The sequence below is a fragment of the Pseudoalteromonas arctica genome, assembly GCF_012927645.1.
Classification (GTDB): domain Bacteria; phylum Pseudomonadota; class Gammaproteobacteria; order Enterobacterales; family Alteromonadaceae; genus Pseudoalteromonas; species Pseudoalteromonas arctica_A.
Map to the genome: position 1 here is coordinate 25,322 of NZ_JABBMT010000015.1, position 17,680 is coordinate 43,001.

Consider the following 17,680-nt stretch of genomic DNA (forward strand, 5'->3'; position numbering starts at 1 on the left):
GGCTTAGCGTCCTTTGTTGCGGTGAAAACGGCTGGCTTTTTCAGTAACGCCTAAGTTGCTTTGACTGCGATGTGAGGCGTGCTCAGCGGAGAGTGTGGCTTTGGTATGCTGCATCGCTTTACTTACTAAGTTAACTTGTGCCTCACCTTGTGGATTGTTAGGCAATATACCAACCTGCATTGCGCTAGGAAATTGTGCATCGTCTATTACGCCGATATGAGGTTGTACAATCGCAAGTTTAGCAAAGTTATCTATCATACTATTGATTTGGTTCGTATAAGTGGCAGGATTACCATGTAAAGGTAAATCATCAAGCCAATCAGTACGATAAGCAAAAGCCTGCTGGCGTGTATTGTCAGATAATGAGGTATCAAGCACTTGTTGATAGCGCAACTGATTCATTATTTGATTTGGCACGCGAGCAGGCCAAAATGTCGGTAAAAATGGGTCGTACTCAGAGCTGTAACCATCTCTACAACTTGCGGTATCAGTTTGCCAAGGAATAGCCATCCAGCGTGTTATTCCACCTGCAACTTGGCCACCAAACAAAGGTCCTTGCGCTAGGGTATAAACGTCGCTATTCATTACTGGGCCGTAATAGCAACGGTCGCTTGGTAAGTCCGCTTGGGCGTGCTTGAGTCGAAATGCCGACATATACATGCCTGCGGTTCGCATTGGCCAAGTCATTTCACAGCCTGGATGAAATGCATCAGCAAGGCAAAACTCCATTGCGCCGCGAGTAAGCAGTTCTGGCTGCTCAGCAATAGGGTAATCATCTAACGCGGTTACATTTGCATGTGCTGGACACGCTGACTGAGGGGTGTAATCATTAATAAAATCACCTTTCACCCATTGCTCTAAAAAGCTCAACTGCAAATTTGATAGCGTTGCATGTTGGCGTACTGAGCCCGTGGGAGGAATGCTAATCGCATCGCCATACAGCCAAGGCCACAGTTGTGGAGCTTGCGCACCGGGAACATCAAAACGGCGAAAGTTATTAGACAGGGTACGGCGTAATTCTTGATAGGCAGGAGAGGGATCGCTAAGCTTTTCTAGCCATTCATTCGTGGTGTAATTAAACTGACCTCCCCAGCCAAATGCGCCAGCAAATCCGTCATTAACCCATTGTAAGTCCGTCATTCGGGCAAATATGGGTTGAATATCGTTGCTAAATGAAGGTCGCTGTGGTCTTGCCAGCATACCGGCATCTACAGCAACATCGCGCATCAAATCCCACATGGTGCGTACTGATTTTTGCATTGGTGCATAATCTGGTGGCGCGCAAATAACCCAAGCGGGTTCTACTCTTAGCGATACTCCCTGATATACAACCTCAGCGGTAATTGGGCCATCTGAGGTGTCATCATACCAACCTTCATTGTTTGCAAAGGTAATGGCTATATCGCCGTTTATGTTACGTGACACGCCATGACCACCGAGCATTAGTAAGCGACCGTATTGATCGCTGTGCATTTCGCCTAAGTACACATCCTGATCCATAAATTGGCCAATAAACTCATGCTTAGATTTTACGTTTTTGCGGCTTATACTGTGTTTGCCTCCTTTGATTAACAGCTTGCTACGATCGGCAATATTGTTATTGCGCAGTAACGATGGCGGCGCATCGGCGGCTTCTGGAATATCTAACGCAATTTGAAATTCGTACCAAGAGGCTTTTTGATTGGCTAATTCAGCGTGCCAAGTAATCTCTGCATTATCGAGGGTTAGTTCTTTTATCGCTTTACCAGCGGCATTAAAGCCGTAAATTCTAAATTCAGCCGCTTGGCGCTTTAATGCTCCTGTTTGATCTCGATAACTGTGTTCATCAGTATGAGCTATGGGCTGCGGTTGTTGTGGGCCAATAAAGTAGTCTTTTTTACTATTACCCACGCGCATTACACCAATGGGTGGATAAATACCGGCATAAACAATACATTCAGAGTCAGTATCTTGATCCTGCAGTGGCTTAAATTCACTTAACTGTTTAGGCTCTTGTAGTTGCTGGCCATTGGCTGTATGTCGGGCATGAGCACTGGCCGCATAGGCTGACTTTCGAGCTAGTGCAATGCTGCCTAGAGGCTCATGGGCGGCTAAAGTACGCCAAATATTAAATGCTAAGTTGTCACCAAGCTCAGCTTGGCCAATGGCAGTAATATTTTGTTGCGCTAAGTGTAGTCGAGCAATACAAACAAATGGACTTCCTTCTGGAGCAGCTTCACAGCTCCACACGGCTTGCGCATCATCAAGTGGCATTGTTTTAGGGTTTGTTCTTAATTGTACTTCAAAGCGAAATGTTGCACTGCTTTGACGTAAACGTTGCTGCAAATCTAAAGCTAGGTAATTATTATCGACACTTGGTGCGCCAAGTTCACTGTCTTCAGGTACTAAACGATATTTCACAATTTGTTGTTCGCCTAATTTGAACGGTAATATTGCCCAATAATTGGCGCTCAAACAGCTTGCTTCAACTTTTTGCATAGCTTGTAAAATATTGGCTGTTTGTATGTGTTTTGGGTTATTTAAATAGGCATCATAGTTTTTATCGATCACCCCAGCTGTGGTGAATTGGCACATTTGCTGTGCATCTTTGGTAAAAAACCGATCCATATTTTGAAAAATAAAATCTGCGGTTTCGCCCTCTCCAATCAGTTTTGGCCCATCGACTCCAAAAAGCTTTACCGCCAAACCTAACGTAGTGTGTAAATCTGGAGAGGATGGCAACGTATCACTTGAAAAGCGCACTGCACATTCGTATTCTTTACCTGCAAAAATGCCAACCTGAAATTGTGGATCTATATCTGGGTTGATAATAAAGTGACCGTAAGCGATGCCATGTTGCTTTCTAAACACCGCTCGTTGTGCTGGCTGCTGACCTTTGTCTATACGCGGCACTTGACCAAGGCCAACAAACATTTCAGTTAACCGCTGGCAGGCTAATTCAACATCTTTGTCATTTGACCAGCACGGCACATTGTTAGCAGTTGCTGGCGTTTTGATACTGTTTTTTTTAGATTTCTTAGCCATTATTATATTCCTTATAGTATTGAGGCGGCTCTAGAGGTATTAGCTCTAAAAGTCCTTTTACGCAAGTTCACCTTTATTGAGCTGACTGCACATTGAGTTGTTTATTAGCGCTGCGTAATTTTTCAAAATTATTAAATATATGGCTCACAGCCATGGTTGATTTGCCCGCCGTTATGCCGTGACACGCAAAGCAGTTGTTAATTGAATAATTAGCTGTTTGATTAGGATCGCCATAGGTTTGGGTGTAGGTTTCCATCGTTATATTGGCAAGAGCCAGCGAACCACGAAGTTTATCGTTAGCATTAGGCGGGACAATATTGCCGCTAATGCCATTACTAAATTGATAATCTAGTGTGCTTAACCAAACGCTACCTGCGTAGAAATAGTGTTGCCATGGAGATGTTTGTGCAGCTAAAGCTTGTTGTACGCTGTGATTTAGTTGTTGAATGTTATTAAAATTTTCGGCATCTTGGTTTTGCTGGGTGGCTGTGGCGACTGTTGTATAAGGTGCGCCATTGGGTGCGCCAAATTGATAAAGTCTAAATGTATTAGTGGTTGTTTCACCTTGTGGATAGCTTAGGTTGGCGTTGCCAGCAGTGGTATTTTTTCTATAAAAAATAAAGTTATCGCTATCGCTTACCACTTTATTTACATCGTAAGCCGTAGTGACTTTTTTAAACGTACTCATTGAACCGTAATAATCAGGCGTTGATGCTTGATGTTCAAAAGTGGCCCAAATAAATTCAGGGTGATTTTCTACTACCCCAACAACATGCATACCGATTAATGCGACCTTACTACTACGCATAGTTTTATTATCCGCTTTGATCAGTGCTTGACGAGTATAAAACTGCGCGTCTATTTCTTGTTCAGAATATAACGTGCGCAGTTGATCTGTTGCCAGCCAAGCTGCTTTTATTTCAACCGAGCCCACAGCAAACTGATCACTACTGGTAATGGGGGTTTTAGCTGCCGACTTGATAAATTCACGATTGATATGAATCGAATAGTAAGCAGGCTGATTACCGTATTTTGTAAATAACTCACCATGGCTGCCAGCTTGGGTGGTGTCTTCTAAAATCAGGTTAGAGCTTAATTTAAAGCCTGTCGGGTTGAGTAAATCATTCCAAGGCTCGAAATAGGGCATCATTTCATTATTTACCTGCAAGTAATCATCGCCAAACATCACTAGTTGATTGGTGTTTTTATCGATTTGCGTTAAATACAGAAACTTTTGCCAAGACCATTGATGAAAGTCACAGTTAGTTGATGAGTCTTGACCTTTTATAAATGCAAACGGGCTATCTTTACCTTCTTTAGGCGGTTTAACTGGAGAGTTAAACCAATCACTTTGAGCACGACAATTAGTTTGTGATGCATATTGAGCTGTTGATTTTTCTGTTGATTTTTCTGTTGAGTAAGTAGTGAGAGAGCTTAAACTGATAAATGTTAAAGCGACGGTTGTGACAAATTTTAAACGTTCCATGACAATGTTCCTACAGTTGCTAATTGAGCTAAATAGTACTTATCAATAAAAGTAGGGTAGTGAGGGAAATAAAACTATTACACGGTATTTCACCTGCTATTTATAGGATTGATGCAACTTAAAACGGCAAATGTCATTATCTTTTTCAATGAATTGCCGCTTACAATTTACTGCTAGTAGCTCAATTACACGGTGTACCTAGTGGTTGCACTGTGTTTGCTCTATGCAATCTAAAATATCATCCAACCCAACCAGTGATTCTGCATCTTGGGGTGGTCTGGGTATAATTACACTAACTCAGCAATAAATTCATGGGTAGGTGAAGAGGTACGCACCGTTGGGGGCTCAGTATTGCATAACCAAGCAGATAATCGCACTGCAATGAATAACCTCAAAAACCTATTACAGCAACAAGTTAGCTTAAATGTTTAGTGGCTCTTTTAATGGTAATTTAGATCGTTTGAACTATATTAAGTTGTGGTTGATGTTGTATGTAAAGGTGAAAAATGAACTTACAGAGTATTCGAATCAAGAGCTCGCTACCAATTATGTTACTTGGGATTGCGATAATAGTATTGATAACAGGCTATACGCATCTGGTTAATTTACAGAAGGATGCACTTGATGATCAATCGGAGCGGTTTTTAAATGCTATTTCAGTAGTGATTAACGGTGACCGTGATCTCTATCAAGCCAAAGTAGCCGAACTACACCTAGTAACTAATAAGGTCGGCAGTGCCGAAGAGCTGCAAGATCACCGAGAAAACGCAGAGCAAGTGACCGATCGCTTTAATCAATATTTATATTTTTTATCAGCCTACCCGCAAGTGACTGCGCAGTTTACTGGCTTTGATAGTGCCTTTAATAAATGGTTATCAGCATCAAACGCATTTATCAACGATCCGCAAAACGAGCAAAAGAGTCAGTTGGCCGATACTGAGTTTGCAGCGCTGCGCGATATTTTAAATAAAGCGGGTGAACAAGCTGAATTGACATCGATACAAGAAAAGCAAAACTTGCTTGAGAAGATCGCCACAACGAAATTGTTTTTACTGACAATGGTGGTGGTGCTGTTAGCTATTTCAGCTTGGTTTAGTTATATGATCCCACTTCAGTTAACGAAGCAAATGTATTACGTGACTACGCGAATTAATGATATTGCCTCCGGAGATGGTGATTTAACAGGGCGTATAGCGGTAGAAAGCCAAGATGAATTTGCCGAGCTGGCAACGGCATTTAATCGTTTTTTAGATAATTTGCAGCAGCTGATCCGTGATATTTTAGGCCAAGCTAATGAGCTTAACCATTTAGGGACTGATTTAAGTCAGTTCGCAAATCAAAATAATCAGATCACTCAAAAACTTAGCCAAGCCTCTGAATCAATTGTCAGTGCGGTTCATCAAATGAGTGTTGCTAGTCGCGAAGTGGCTAATGTGGCGCAGCAGTCTTCAAAAGAAGCTGATAACTCAAAGGAACTGGCTAAGCAGGGTTTAACGGCTGTGGCTAATTCGAGTGATAAAATAGTCGCGTTATCTGAAAATATGGAACATGCCAGTAACAAATCGACCGAACTGCAACAAAGCTCTGATAATATAGCTAAAGTACTGGAAGTGATCCGCGCGATTGCAGAGCAAACTAATCTACTCGCGCTTAATGCAGCTATCGAAGCTGCGCGTGCTGGCGAACAAGGACGGGGGTTTGCGGTGGTCGCCGATGAAGTACGCACTTTGGCAACGCGCACTCAAGAAAGTACCAACGATATTCAAAAAATGGTTGAGCAATTTGCCAATAGTGTCGAGCAATCTTTAACTGCAATTAATGGTGGCAAACGCTTTGCGGATGAAGCTGTAGACTCGTTTACGCAAACTAATGATGTACTGAATGCAATGCAAGAGTCATCAGTAAAAGTGAATGATATGGCTATGCAAACAGCGCAAGCTACCGATGAGCAAACAGCAGTAGCGGAAGAGATCAGTCATAATTTATCATCATTGAACGATCAAACCATGCAAGGTGGCGAGCTGGCACACTCAACCGAAGAAGTCGCGGTAAGAATGAATCAATTAACCGATGAATTAAACCGACTAGTGCAGCGCTTTAAAGTTTAATTATTTGCTGTAGGCAATAAAAAGGGCTCGATAGAGCCCTTTTTTGCGTTGTTAGTATCTAACGTTTACTTTTTCTCGAAAGCGCGTTTCATAAAGTTCGGTGTTGCTAATGCACCATGGTGAATACCATTATTGTAATACTCTGTAGTTTGCGCAAGCTCTGCTGCCACGTCTTCTCTAAAACCGGCGAATACTTCATCTTTACGAGCAAGTGTTACTGACCATAAGCCACTTGGATAAATAGGCTGTGGGAATGGTAGTGTTTGTAAGTCGTTAAAGCCTACATCTGTCATCGCATCGCGCATTTTAACTAGTAATGGCATATGCATAAGCGGTGATTCACTTTGTTGTACCATAATGCCACCAGAGCGTAGTGCATTTAAACAGCTAGTGTAAAACGCATGGTTAAACAAACCTTCACCAGGACCGATTGGATCAGTGCCATCAACAATCACGATATCGATTGATTCTGCTGCTGCTTCACGCATGTATTTAATCCCGTCGTCAAACATTACTGTAGCGCGAGGGTCTTGGTTTGCTGCACATAACTCAGGGAAGTACTTGAGTGACATTTGCGTCACTACCTCATCTATATCTATTTGTGTAACCGACTCAACGCTCGGGTGCTTGAGTACCTCACGTAAAGTACCGCAGTCACCACCACCAATAATAACTACATTTTTTGGGTTTGGGTGCGCAAGTAATGCAGGGTGGCTGATCATTTCATGGTAAAAAAAATTTTCACGGCTAGTTACCATAGTACAACCGTCAATAATCATTAGATTACCGAAGTCTGTTGTTTCGTACATTTCGACTTTTTGAAAAGGCGATTGCTTTTCTTCTAACTTTTTGTTGATGCGCAGAGAAAACGCACTGCCGTCACGTTCACTGATTTCGGTAAACCACTTACTTTGATCTAAATTTGCCATATTGCTAGTTACACTTTTGAGTTGAGTATGAAAAAGGGGCAATTCTGCCAGTGCTTGGCGTTTTGCTCAATGAAATTTTAACCAGTATAGCGAATATTTTATCCCAGCTTTGGTTTAAAGGTCATTTTTTGTTAGCGTAGGGAGTTATGACGTATTAAAATGCGTGATTCCGCGAAACTTGTTAACTATAGAAGAATTTGCCATGACTTGGGGTTTAGATACAGCACGCTCTACATATAACGTTGCTCATTGGAGTGATGGTTACTTTGATATCAATAGCCAAGGTGAGCTGGTTGCTTTTCCTGATGGCGATCAAACTAAAGCCGCTATTTCATTAACCGAGTTAACGGAACAATTTAAAAAGCAGGGTTTAACGTTACCTGTATTAGTACGCTTTACCGATATCTTGCAAAACCGTGTAGATACTATGACCAGCGCATTTAGTAGCGCGCGCAATACCCGTGCCTACCAAGGTCAATATACTTGCGTATATCCGATCAAAGTAAACCAGCAACGTTCAGTAGTAAGTAAATTATTGGCGCACCCAAGCGGCTTAGTCGGCTTAGAAGCCGGTTCAAAACCTGAGTTAATGGCGATTTTAGGTGTGGCAGAACAACCTATCACTATCGTTTGTAATGGCTATAAAGACAGTGAGTTTTTACGTTTGGCATGTATTGGCCAAGCGATGGGCCACAAAGTTAAAATTGTAGTTGAAAAGCTAACTGAATTAACAACCTTATTAGCTGAAATTGAAGATTTAGGCATCGAGCCTGCCATTGGTATTCGCATCCGCTTAAACTCAGTGGGTAAAGGAAAGTGGCAAAATACCGGTGGCGAAAAAGGTAAATTTGGCTTAACAGCTGGGCAAGTATTAACGGCCGTCGATGTACTCAAAAAACACAATAAGCTGCATTTAATGCAAATGGTGCATTTTCATATAGGCTCACAAATTGCCAATATTCGCGATATTCACCGTGCTTTACGTGAGTGTTCACGCCATTTTGCAGAGTTAAGCCAGCTAGGTGTGCCATTAAGTACCGTTGATGTAGGTGGTGGTTTAGGCGTTGATTACGAAGGTTCTGGCTCGCGCAGTGCCTGTTCAATGAACTACACAGTCGAAGAGTATGCCCGTAATGTGGTGAATGCGTTCGCAGAGGTGTGCGAACAGCATGACTTATCGCATCCGGCTATTATTACTGAATCAGGCCGTGCATTAACTGCTCACCACGCAGTGCTGATCACCGATGTGATTGATGTTGAGCAGGCGCCAAATCACAGCAACCCAAGTGCGCCTGAGCCAAATAGTGCATTAGTGTTAGATGAAATGTGGCAATGTTTACAGCGTTTAAACCCACGTATGGCATTAGAAATCTACCATGATGCAATGCATTTATTTAGTGAAGCGCATGATCAATACGTACATGGTTTGGTCAGCATATTGGAGTGGGCGAAAATAGAGCAGCTATATTTTACTATTTTGCACCGCGTGCGCGCGTCATTGAGCAATGCGCGTGCTCACCGTGAAGTACTGGATGATTTAAACGAAAAATTAGCCGACAAACTATTTGTGAATTTTTCATTGTTTCAGTCATTGCCAGATGTCTGGGGGATCCAGCAATTATTCCCGGTAATGCCGATTGAAAATCTTGCTAAGCCCTTAACACAACGTGCTATCATTCAAGATATTACCTGTGATTCAGATGGGCAAATTCGTGAATATGTTGAGGGGGCAGGGATCGAAACAAGCTTACCTATTCCACAATATATACCTGGCCAACAATACCACATCGCGATGTTTATGGTGGGAGCTTACCAAGAGATTTTGGGTGATCTACATAACTTATTTGGTGATACTGATTCAGTTCATGTAGAGCTCACCGAACAAGGTTATCAACTAACCAATGCGATCAAGGGTGATAGCGTTAAGGATGTATTAAAGTTTGTTGATTATGATGGCGATATTTTCTCGGATAACTTTGCTACCACAGTACAACAACTCGACATTAGTGACTCTATTAAGCAGCAGTATTTAGCTGAGCTAAATGCGGGTCTTGAAGGGTATACATATTTTGAAGATTGATTGCCAAACAGTTTTAATGAAAGGAATTAAGTAGTTATGTCTTGGATCCGTTGTGTTTTTAGTATTTTCTTTTACACCATAAATACACTAATTTGGTTTGTTCCCATATTTATTTGTGGTCTAATTAAACTTATCCCTATCAAACCGTTACAAAAGTTAATGAGTTGGACGGCTAAGCAATGCGCTTCTATTTGGGTTACGTTTAATACGTTAAATCAAAAGTTATTAACACCTACCAAGCTAAGTGTAACCGGCCTTGAAGAGCTCAAACTAAAAGATTGGTACTTAGTGATTGCCAATCACCAGAGTTGGGTGGACATTTTAGTTTTACAGCGTGTGTTTAATCGTAAAATTCCATTTTTAAACTTTTTTTTGAAAAAAGAATTGATATACATTCCTATTTTGGGTTTGTGTTGGTGGGCGCTCGACTTCCCTTTTATGACTCGTACCAGTAAAAGCCAATTAAAAAAGAATCCTAAATTACGTGGTAAAGATTTAGAAACAACCCGTAAAGCCTGTGAAAAGTTTAAAGAAATGCCAGTTAGCATTGTTAACTTTGTTGAAGGCACCCGTTTTACGCCGCAAAAACATGCACGTCAAAATAGCTCGTTTCCTCATTTACTTAAACCTAAAGCGGGTGGAGTGGCGTTTGTGATGCAAGCGATGGGTGAGCAAATCTCTAAAGTGGTAAATGTCACTATTCAGTATCCTGATGGCATTCCTACTTTTATAGATTTTGCCTGTGGGCGAGTAAAACAAATTAATATTCATGTAGAAGTGATGCCGGTAAGTCAAGAGTTGATAGGTGATTACACCGGGGATTCAGAATTTAGAGTACGCTTTCAATCAGAATTAAACCGCTTATGGCAAGAGAAAGAACAACAGCTTAGTGAGTTTGAGCAAAAAAATTAAGTCATAATCGCAGCTATCAACAGGTAGCAGCCCAAATCAGTACTGTTAAGCTTGTATAGGTTTTGGGTCTGTTACAGTGTTAAGCAATAATCAATATAGCTAAAATGACTGTTATTGAGCCTTTCGCAGCAAGGAATTAGAATTACCATGACGACTCCAACTCATTTACAGCAGCTTGTGCAGCCTTGGTTTCAGGGCATGCCAGACACAGCATTATTCAGTTCACTTACAGCCACTGCAATTGGTGTGTTCTCGCTGCTAGTGGTGTATTTATTTACCCGCCGTTTAATGCTACCGGGCATTCAAAAGGTGGTGACTAAACTATCCCCTGAGCGAATTGGGCTATTGGCGCCTATGCTGACAAAACTTAACCGTCGTTTTGCCGGAATGTTGTGCTGTGTATTATTCCTAGCAACATTTGATAGTGTTTATCCAGTTACTGAATTTGTTGCCGAAGTGCTGAAGACGATTGGCCAAACTTTATTAATAATTCATATTGGCTTTATCATCAGCAGCATAGTAAGTATTGCGGGTGGCATTTATAACCAACTAGAGTTTGCTCGCGAGGTGCCGATCCAAGGGCTGATCCAAGTAGTAAAACTTATTACCTTTATGATTTGTGTGATTTTGATTGTCAGTATCGTACTGGAAAAATCGCCAACCTATATTCTTTCAGGCTTTGGGGCAATCGCTGCGGTGACTTTGTTAGTATTCAAAGACACTATATTAGGCTTTGTAGCCAGTATCCAAATTGCAGCGAATCGTTTAGTAACCTATGGTGATTGGATCCAAGTAGATAACTATGGGGCTGATGGCGAGGTAATTGACCTTGGGTTAAATACCGTAAAAGTACGAAACTGGGATAACACTATCACGACTATCCCCACTTATATGCTGGTGGCTGGCTCATTTAAAAACTGGCGTGGTATGCAAGAATCTGGAGGTCGTAGGATCAAGCGCTCACTCAATATAGATATGAATAGCATTCGTTTAGCTGATGACGAGTTGACTAAAACGATTTCTCAAACTATCGCGTTAAAAGAATATATTAAGATGAATACTTTACCTGATCCGGTATCAAATTTAGGGTTATTTCGTCGTTATGCTGAAGGGTATTTAAAGCAGCATAGTAAAATAAACACGTCACTGACATTAATGGTACGGGAGTTACAACCGCTAAATCATGGCTTACCGATAGAGTTTTATTGTTTTAGTGAAGATAAGCGCTGGATATCATATGAACATCTGCAAGCAGAGATCATGGATCATCTGCTTGCGGTATTACCTATTTTTGACCTACGGGCTTATCAAAGTGTCTCGGGGCAATTTAGTCCTGCAGCAATAACCCCTACCGCTAGTAAGCCTACCATTAAAGTGGCAAATAATACTGAAGTAGGCCAAGACTAACAAATACGATTAATAGCCACCAAATCGGTGGTTTTGCTAATCTTAGCCATGCAAAAGCTGCAACAACAATTACAATATGCCAAATGTTGTGAACTGCGGATGTCCAAATTGGTGAATACAATGCAGCCGCTAAAAAACCCACCACAGCCGCATTAAGCGCGGCAATACAGCTGGCAAAGCGAGGGCGTTCAGCTAATTGTAGCCAGCTTTTTTGAAATGCTAACATCAATAAAAAACCAGGAGTAAAAATCAGTAAGGTTGCAATCACCGCACCAACAAGCGGCTGCTCGCTATTAAGCTCGGCACCTAAATAACTAGCAATGGTGAACATTGGCCCAGGCACCGCTTGTGCGCTAGCGTAAGCTGATAAAAACTGCTCAGTGTTTAAACTTGGTAGGCCAGCTTGAAGTATCGGCAATACCACATGACCGCCGCCAAAAACCATAGCCCCAGCTTGATAAAAGGGTGTAAAACCTGCAAATTGAGAACCTAGTGGGACAAAGCTCACTAGCAATAAGAGTGCAAATAGAATGAGTGCAGGCCAGTTAACTGTGCGCTGTTTAGTTGCTGTTTGATTACTTTGAGCGAGATTAAGCAATGGCCATATTGCACCAATAGCAGCGGCTGCTAATAGAACCAGTATTTGACTGCTCAGGCTCGGTAGTAAGATCAGCACTAAGGTACTTAACACAGCGAGCGCTTTGAGTACCCAGCTAGTGCAAAAGCTTTTTGCCATACTCAGCGTAGCATCGGCCACAATTACTACGGCAAATAGCTTTAAACCAGCAACTATTGCAAAGTAAATAGCATCAAATTGGTGGGCGCTAATGGCGAGTAACGCCATGATTAAAAACGAAGGCAATGTAAAGCCAACAAATGCTGTAATACCGCCTAATACGCCCGCTCGCTCCACACCAATAGCAAAACCCACTTGGCTAGACCCAGGTCCAGGCAGAGCCTGACTAAGACTGATTAGTTGCGCATAACGCTGAGCATTGAGCCATTGCAAGTTATCAACAAAGTGACGTTTAAAATAACCTAGATGTGCCGCAGGCCCGCCAAAGCTCATGCAACCAAGCAGAAAAAACTGTTTAAAAATAACAAACAACATAAACTTATCGCTCTTAATATTGAGATTATCATATTATGACAAATTTTCGTTACATTTAGATGGTTTATCATGATTGTATCTCAACACAAATAAAGTCATGGCTAAATAATGACTCTTTAGAATTAGACGCTGAGCTTTTAACATCTTCTTCATATTTTGTTCATTGCGATTTTTGCATACTAGATGTTAATGAAAGCAATAATAACCAAGGAGATATTATGACTTTAACCAAACCATTACTAACGGCAACAATTGTTGGGCTATTACTAATGGGTTGTGAAACCACCAATACAGGTATGGGCGCTGGCATTGGTGCAGCTACAGGAGCAGTACTTGGTAAAGCTACGGGAGATCATGATGATAAACGTATCTTCATTGGTGCTGCTATTGGTGCGTTAGCTGGCGCAGCTGTTGGTGATTACATGGATAAGCAAGAGGCCGCTTTTCGAGATGAGCTAGCAGGCTCAGGTGTTGAGGTTGTACGTGAAGGCGATAACCTGCGTTTAGTGATACCATCAAATATTACTTTTGCGACTGATCAATCATACATCTCATCGGGTTTTCATAATACCCTTGATGCCATTGCTACCGTAATGAATAAATATGAAAAAACGTATTTAAGTATTGAAGGCCATACCGATAGTACCGGTAAAGATAGCTACAACATGACGTTATCACAGCAGCGTGCGCAGAGCGTGAAAGGTTACTTAGTGAATCAGCAAATACTAGCTGGGCGTATTAGCACGCGTGGTTATGGCGAACATCGCCCAATTGCCAGCAATGACAGCGCCAACGGTCGCGCGCAAAACCGCCGCGTGGAAATTCAAATTGTACCAAATACTAAAGGTTAATGTTTTATCTCAATCATTTGCTACCTAAGCAAATGATTGAGATTATTTACCGCTTCAATCCTTATTAAACTGCAGCTCACATAATTTTTGATAAAGCGGATTACTCGCTAGCAATTGTTGATGAGTACCTGTTGCGATTATCTCTCCGTGCTCCATTACCACTATCATATCAGCATGTTTTACTGTGGCGAGGCGATGGGCAATAATTAGCGTAGTACGGTTTTGCATTAAATGTTCAAGCGCGGCTTGTACATGATGCTCACTTTGCGCATCTAAAGCGCTGGTTGCTTCATCGAGTAACAGTATTTCAGGGTCTTTTAATATCGCTCTTGCTAATACAATTCGTTGTTTTTGGCCGCCTGATAAGCGCACCCCTTGCTCACCTAAAAAGCTCTCGTAGCCGTTAGGTAATTGTGCAATAAATTCATCCGCGTGAGCATGCTTAGCGGCTGCAAATACTTGTTCATCGCTGGCATCGGGGTTGCCGTAGCGAATGTTGTGCATTACATCAGAGCTAAACAGGATTGGGTTTTGTGCCACCATACCCATACTATTACGTAATTTATTAAGTGATAGATCTTTGATGTTAATACTATGAAACTTAATATCGCCGGTGGCTGGGTCATAAAAGCGCTGTAGTAATTCAAATAAGGTGGTTTTACCTGCACCAGAGGGGCCTACAATTGCCACTGTTTGCCCTTGCTTAATGGTTAGTGATACATCTTTAAGCGCACTTACATCAGGGCGAGACGGGTAATTAAAGGTAATATTACTGAGTTCAATAGCAGCAGCATCAGTGTTGCTTTGTAACTTTTCATCAAGCGGCTGGGCAGGGTTAACTATTTCGCTTTTAACGGCTAATAACTCTAGTAGTCTTGCAGCCGCACCCGCCGCGCGTTGCAGCTCGCCATACACTTCGGCAACAGTTGCCACTGACATTGCCACCATAATAGCGTAAAACACAAAGGCTCCGAGTTCACCACCACTCATAGTCCCTGCGAGTACATCACTACCACCAACCCACAGCATCACGCTAATGGCACTAAAGGTTAAAAATATCACTGCGGCAATTAAAAATGAGCGTTGCTTTATACGACTTTTAGCAACCTTAAAGGCTTTTTCTGTCTCAAGTGCAAAGGCCTGTTGCTCACGGTGTTCATGGCTATAACTTTGTACCACTTTAATATTTTGAATGATCTCTCCTGCATAAGTGCTGATATCGGCAATCGCGTCTTGGCTGGAACTGGCAAGCTTGCGTACTTTTTTACCAAAAACCATCATTGGCACGAGCACCAAAGGTACACAAGCAACCACCACTAATGTGAGTTTTAAATTTGTGAACAATAACATAGCTAAACCACCAATCAACATCAGTGCGCTGCGCAGTGCCATTGAAAATGACGAACCAATAATTGATTGCAGCAAGGTGGTATCAGTGGTTAAGCGCGACATGAGCTCGCCGCTGCGGTTTTCTTCAAAGTAACTCGGGTGCAGGGTGACTATGCGATCAAATACCGCTTTACGAATATCATTACTGACTCGCTCACCAATCCACGACATTAAATAAAAACGGCTGAATGTTCCTACCGCTAATAAACTGATCAGCCCTATCAGGACTAGCACCGCTTGTTTTAATTGCGCTTGGGATCCGGCAATAAAGCCATGATCGATGACAAACTTAACCCCTTGGCCTAGCGATAAATTAACTCCAGCGGTGACAAGTAGCGCCACAAGCGCCGAAAATACCACCCATTTATAGGGTTTAATAAACTGAAAAATCGGAATTAAACTACTAAAAGCAGCTTTGTCTTTTGGCTCGGCTTTACTGGTGCTCATGCTGGATTCTTTTTGTGCAATAGGGTATAGATATGGTTACTTAAATTGTAATTTCAATAACTAACTTAATAACAACTAAGGGACTAACATGGCAACTCATAAAGTAACCGGTGAATTTAACGTTAAACTCAACCCCATTGAAGGCTATGCAAAAGGCATTGATGGTGTAAATTTAGGTCGCATGTCGATTGATAAAACCTTTACAGGCGAGCTTGATGCGACCAGCACTGGCGAAATGCTCAGCGCTATGACTACCACCCAAGGCAGTGCAGGCTATGTTGCTATTGAGCAAGTGGTTGGCACACTTGCAGGTAAGCAAGGCAGCTTTGTATTGCAGCATTTTGGCACTATGGATAAAGGCCAAGATTCATTAATTTTAAATGTGGTGCCAGATTCTGGTAGTCATGAACTTACGGGTCTTAGTGGTAAAATGGCAATTCGTATTGAGGCTGGTATACATTTTTATGATTTTGAATATCAGATTTAGATGACGCTTTCACTGTGGTATTGAATCATAAATTCCTGGCAGTATGAAAAATGGTATGCTGGTCGCTGTTAGTGATGGAGTAGGCGTTGGCTTTTATGCGTGGCATCCTTGCTTGGTCTTGGCGCACTGATGTTACAGTCTCCCCACTGTGTATCAAGTGTTAGTTTGCTTAGGAGCTGCGCATTTAGTATATGTGGATCTTAAACCTTATTAGCAAAACCAAGCGCTGATGAGCTACAGGTTGCCATTAAAAATAACCGATGTAGGATCGTGAAATTAATATAGTACGTCCTATGTGATCAACTCAAATTATCTCTAAACCCCTTGCTTCGTACCTTTTACGGGTGTATTTTAAAGCGAGTCTATCTGAAAAGGATACAGTTTCATTAGGGTTCAAAGTGTTTGATTTCTAATGAGGCGCTAATTTTGTAGCATATATTTGTGCTACACAAACACAGGGAGAGAAGTTAAATGGCTAGCAAAGAGGCAACAGCAGTAATTTGGATGTTGTCAGATTCACTCATTTTAAGTGTGATGCTACTAATTGGTGGCTTTCTAGGTAAAGCAATCAGCCCATTCCAAGTTGTCTTTTTGGTTAATGTAATTGCTGCTTTTGCGGCCATTATATTATTCTCGAAAGGTAAATGGGAAAACATCAAACCTCAAAAAATGAAGTTGCATATTTTCAGAGGACTGCTTGGGGTTAGTTCAACAATCTGCTTGTTTTATGCGCTGCAATATTTAAGTTTAGCGGAAGTAACCGCGATTAACTTTTTTGTGCCACTTATAACGTCCATTTTATCGGTGTTTATCTTTAGAGAAAAACCAAAAGCCTACGTCTATATCGCTATTATTTTGAATTTAGTTGGAGTAATGATGTTACTTTCACCAAACCTAATGGCGAGTCAAGTAGCGCAGCAAAACCTCTACCTAGGATTGATTTTTGCACTGTCAGCAGTAGCTATTCTAGTCATTTACAATATTAACTTAAAAAAAATAGGCAATGCAGAGAAAGTTGTGCCTCAAATGGTTTTTGCTCCCCTCTATTCGGCGATTATCTTATTACCTGTTGCTATTTTTGTGTGGAAACCTTTAGATACAAATAGTGCTCTACTAATTATGCTATATGGTGGGCTCCTTATTACTAAACTTGCAGCACGTTTTTTAGCGTTTAATAAAAGTGACTTATCTAAGCTAATGCCGCTTGAATATGCACAAATTCTATTTTCTAGTATTTTGGGCTATATTTTTCTTCAACAAACTCAAACTTTATTGGGTATCGCAGGCATTGTATTGATCGTGTTATCAAGTATCGCTCATGTTTTATTCATGCACTTTGAGAGGAGTAGCGACACTAAGAATATGAAAGGAATTACAAATGATTAAAGCCGTAACGCAAAAGTTCCGGCGATCAACTGATCGCCGGGCTGTTTTAATCTTTTACCTAGA

At 41.5% G+C, this 17,680-nt stretch carries 12 protein-coding genes and 1 pseudogene; 8 read left to right on the forward strand and 5 right to left on the reverse strand.

Going from position 1 to position 17,680, the window contains the following annotated elements; genetic code table 11:
- Window positions 1-3 precede the first annotated feature (3 nt).
- Window positions 4-3,024 (reverse strand): LodA/GoxA family CTQ-dependent oxidase, encoded by a 3,021-nt coding sequence (locus HHO47_RS10880; protein WP_169020323.1) that lies wholly within the window; start codon window positions 3,022-3,024, stop codon window positions 4-6.
- A gap of 73 nt (window positions 3,025-3,097) precedes the next feature.
- Window positions 3,098-4,510, reverse strand: coding sequence for a hypothetical protein (locus HHO47_RS10885; protein WP_169020324.1), 1,413 nt, complete (start codon window positions 4,508-4,510; stop codon window positions 3,098-3,100).
- Window positions 4,511-5,016: 506 nt separating this feature from the next.
- Between HHO47_RS10885 and HHO47_RS10890 the strand changes: the two genes are divergently transcribed.
- Window positions 5,017-6,618 carry a methyl-accepting chemotaxis protein gene (locus HHO47_RS10890; protein WP_169020325.1) on the forward strand — a complete coding sequence of 534 codons (1,602 nt, stop codon included), beginning with the start codon at window positions 5,017-5,019 and terminating at the stop codon, window positions 6,616-6,618.
- Between the two features lie 65 nt (window positions 6,619-6,683).
- Here HHO47_RS10890 and speE read toward each other — a convergent pair whose 3' ends face one another.
- Complete coding sequence (gene speE, locus HHO47_RS10895) at window positions 6,684-7,547, reverse strand: polyamine aminopropyltransferase (RefSeq protein ID WP_169020326.1); 864 nt, start codon at window positions 7,545-7,547, stop codon at window positions 6,684-6,686.
- Between the two features lie 202 nt (window positions 7,548-7,749).
- On the opposite strand from speE, the gene speA reads away from it, so the two are divergent.
- From speA to HHO47_RS10910, 3 genes are all read left to right on the forward strand, one after another.
- A complete protein-coding gene (speA, locus tag HHO47_RS10900) occupies window positions 7,750-9,627 on the forward strand; it encodes a biosynthetic arginine decarboxylase (protein WP_169020327.1) in 1,878 nt (625 codons plus the stop codon).
- Between the two features lie 36 nt (window positions 9,628-9,663).
- Window positions 9,664-10,539: an acyltransferase gene (locus HHO47_RS10905; RefSeq protein WP_169020328.1), complete on the forward strand. Its 876-nt coding sequence runs from the start codon at window positions 9,664-9,666 to the stop codon at window positions 10,537-10,539.
- Window positions 10,540-10,686: 147 nt separating this feature from the next.
- Complete coding sequence (locus tag HHO47_RS10910) at window positions 10,687-11,946, forward strand: mechanosensitive ion channel family protein (protein WP_169020329.1); 1,260 nt, start codon at window positions 10,687-10,689, stop codon at window positions 11,944-11,946.
- Here HHO47_RS10910 and chrA read toward each other — a convergent pair.
- Complete coding sequence (chrA, locus tag HHO47_RS10915) at window positions 11,909-13,057, reverse strand: chromate efflux transporter (RefSeq protein WP_169020330.1); 1,149 nt, start codon at window positions 13,055-13,057, stop codon at window positions 11,909-11,911. The two genes, HHO47_RS10910 and chrA, sit on opposite strands and share 38 nt — an antisense overlap.
- Before the next feature lie 218 nt (window positions 13,058-13,275).
- On the opposite strand from chrA, the gene HHO47_RS10920 reads away from it, so the two are divergent.
- On the forward strand, window positions 13,276-13,908 hold the full coding sequence (locus HHO47_RS10920; protein ID WP_169020331.1) for an OmpA family protein: 633 nt from the start codon (window positions 13,276-13,278) through the stop codon (window positions 13,906-13,908).
- A 54-nt stretch (window positions 13,909-13,962) separates the two neighbouring features.
- Here HHO47_RS10920 and HHO47_RS10925 read toward each other — a convergent pair whose 3' ends face one another.
- Window positions 13,963-15,744 (reverse strand): ABC transporter transmembrane domain-containing protein, encoded by a 1,782-nt coding sequence (locus tag HHO47_RS10925; protein WP_169020332.1) that lies wholly within the window; start codon window positions 15,742-15,744, stop codon window positions 13,963-13,965.
- Window positions 15,745-15,832: 88 nt separating this feature from the next.
- Here HHO47_RS10925 and HHO47_RS10930 point away from each other — a divergent pair, with 88 nt between their 5' ends.
- The 3 genes and pseudogenes from HHO47_RS10930 (at window position 15,833) to HHO47_RS10935 (ending at window position 17,617) form a co-directional block, all read left to right on the forward strand.
- Entirely contained in the window at window positions 15,833-16,231 is a 399-nt protein-coding gene (locus tag HHO47_RS10930; RefSeq protein WP_169020333.1) for a DUF3224 domain-containing protein, read from the forward strand.
- A 31-nt stretch (window positions 16,232-16,262) separates the two neighbouring features.
- Window positions 16,263-16,474, forward strand: a pseudogene (locus HHO47_RS19780) (LysE family transporter); the annotation flags it as partial.
- Window positions 16,475-16,702: 228 nt separating this feature from the next.
- Window positions 16,703-17,617 carry a DMT family transporter gene (locus HHO47_RS10935; protein ID WP_169020334.1) on the forward strand — a complete coding sequence of 305 codons (915 nt, stop codon included), beginning with the start codon at window positions 16,703-16,705 and terminating at the stop codon, window positions 17,615-17,617.
- Window positions 17,618-17,680: the final 63 nt, after the last annotated feature.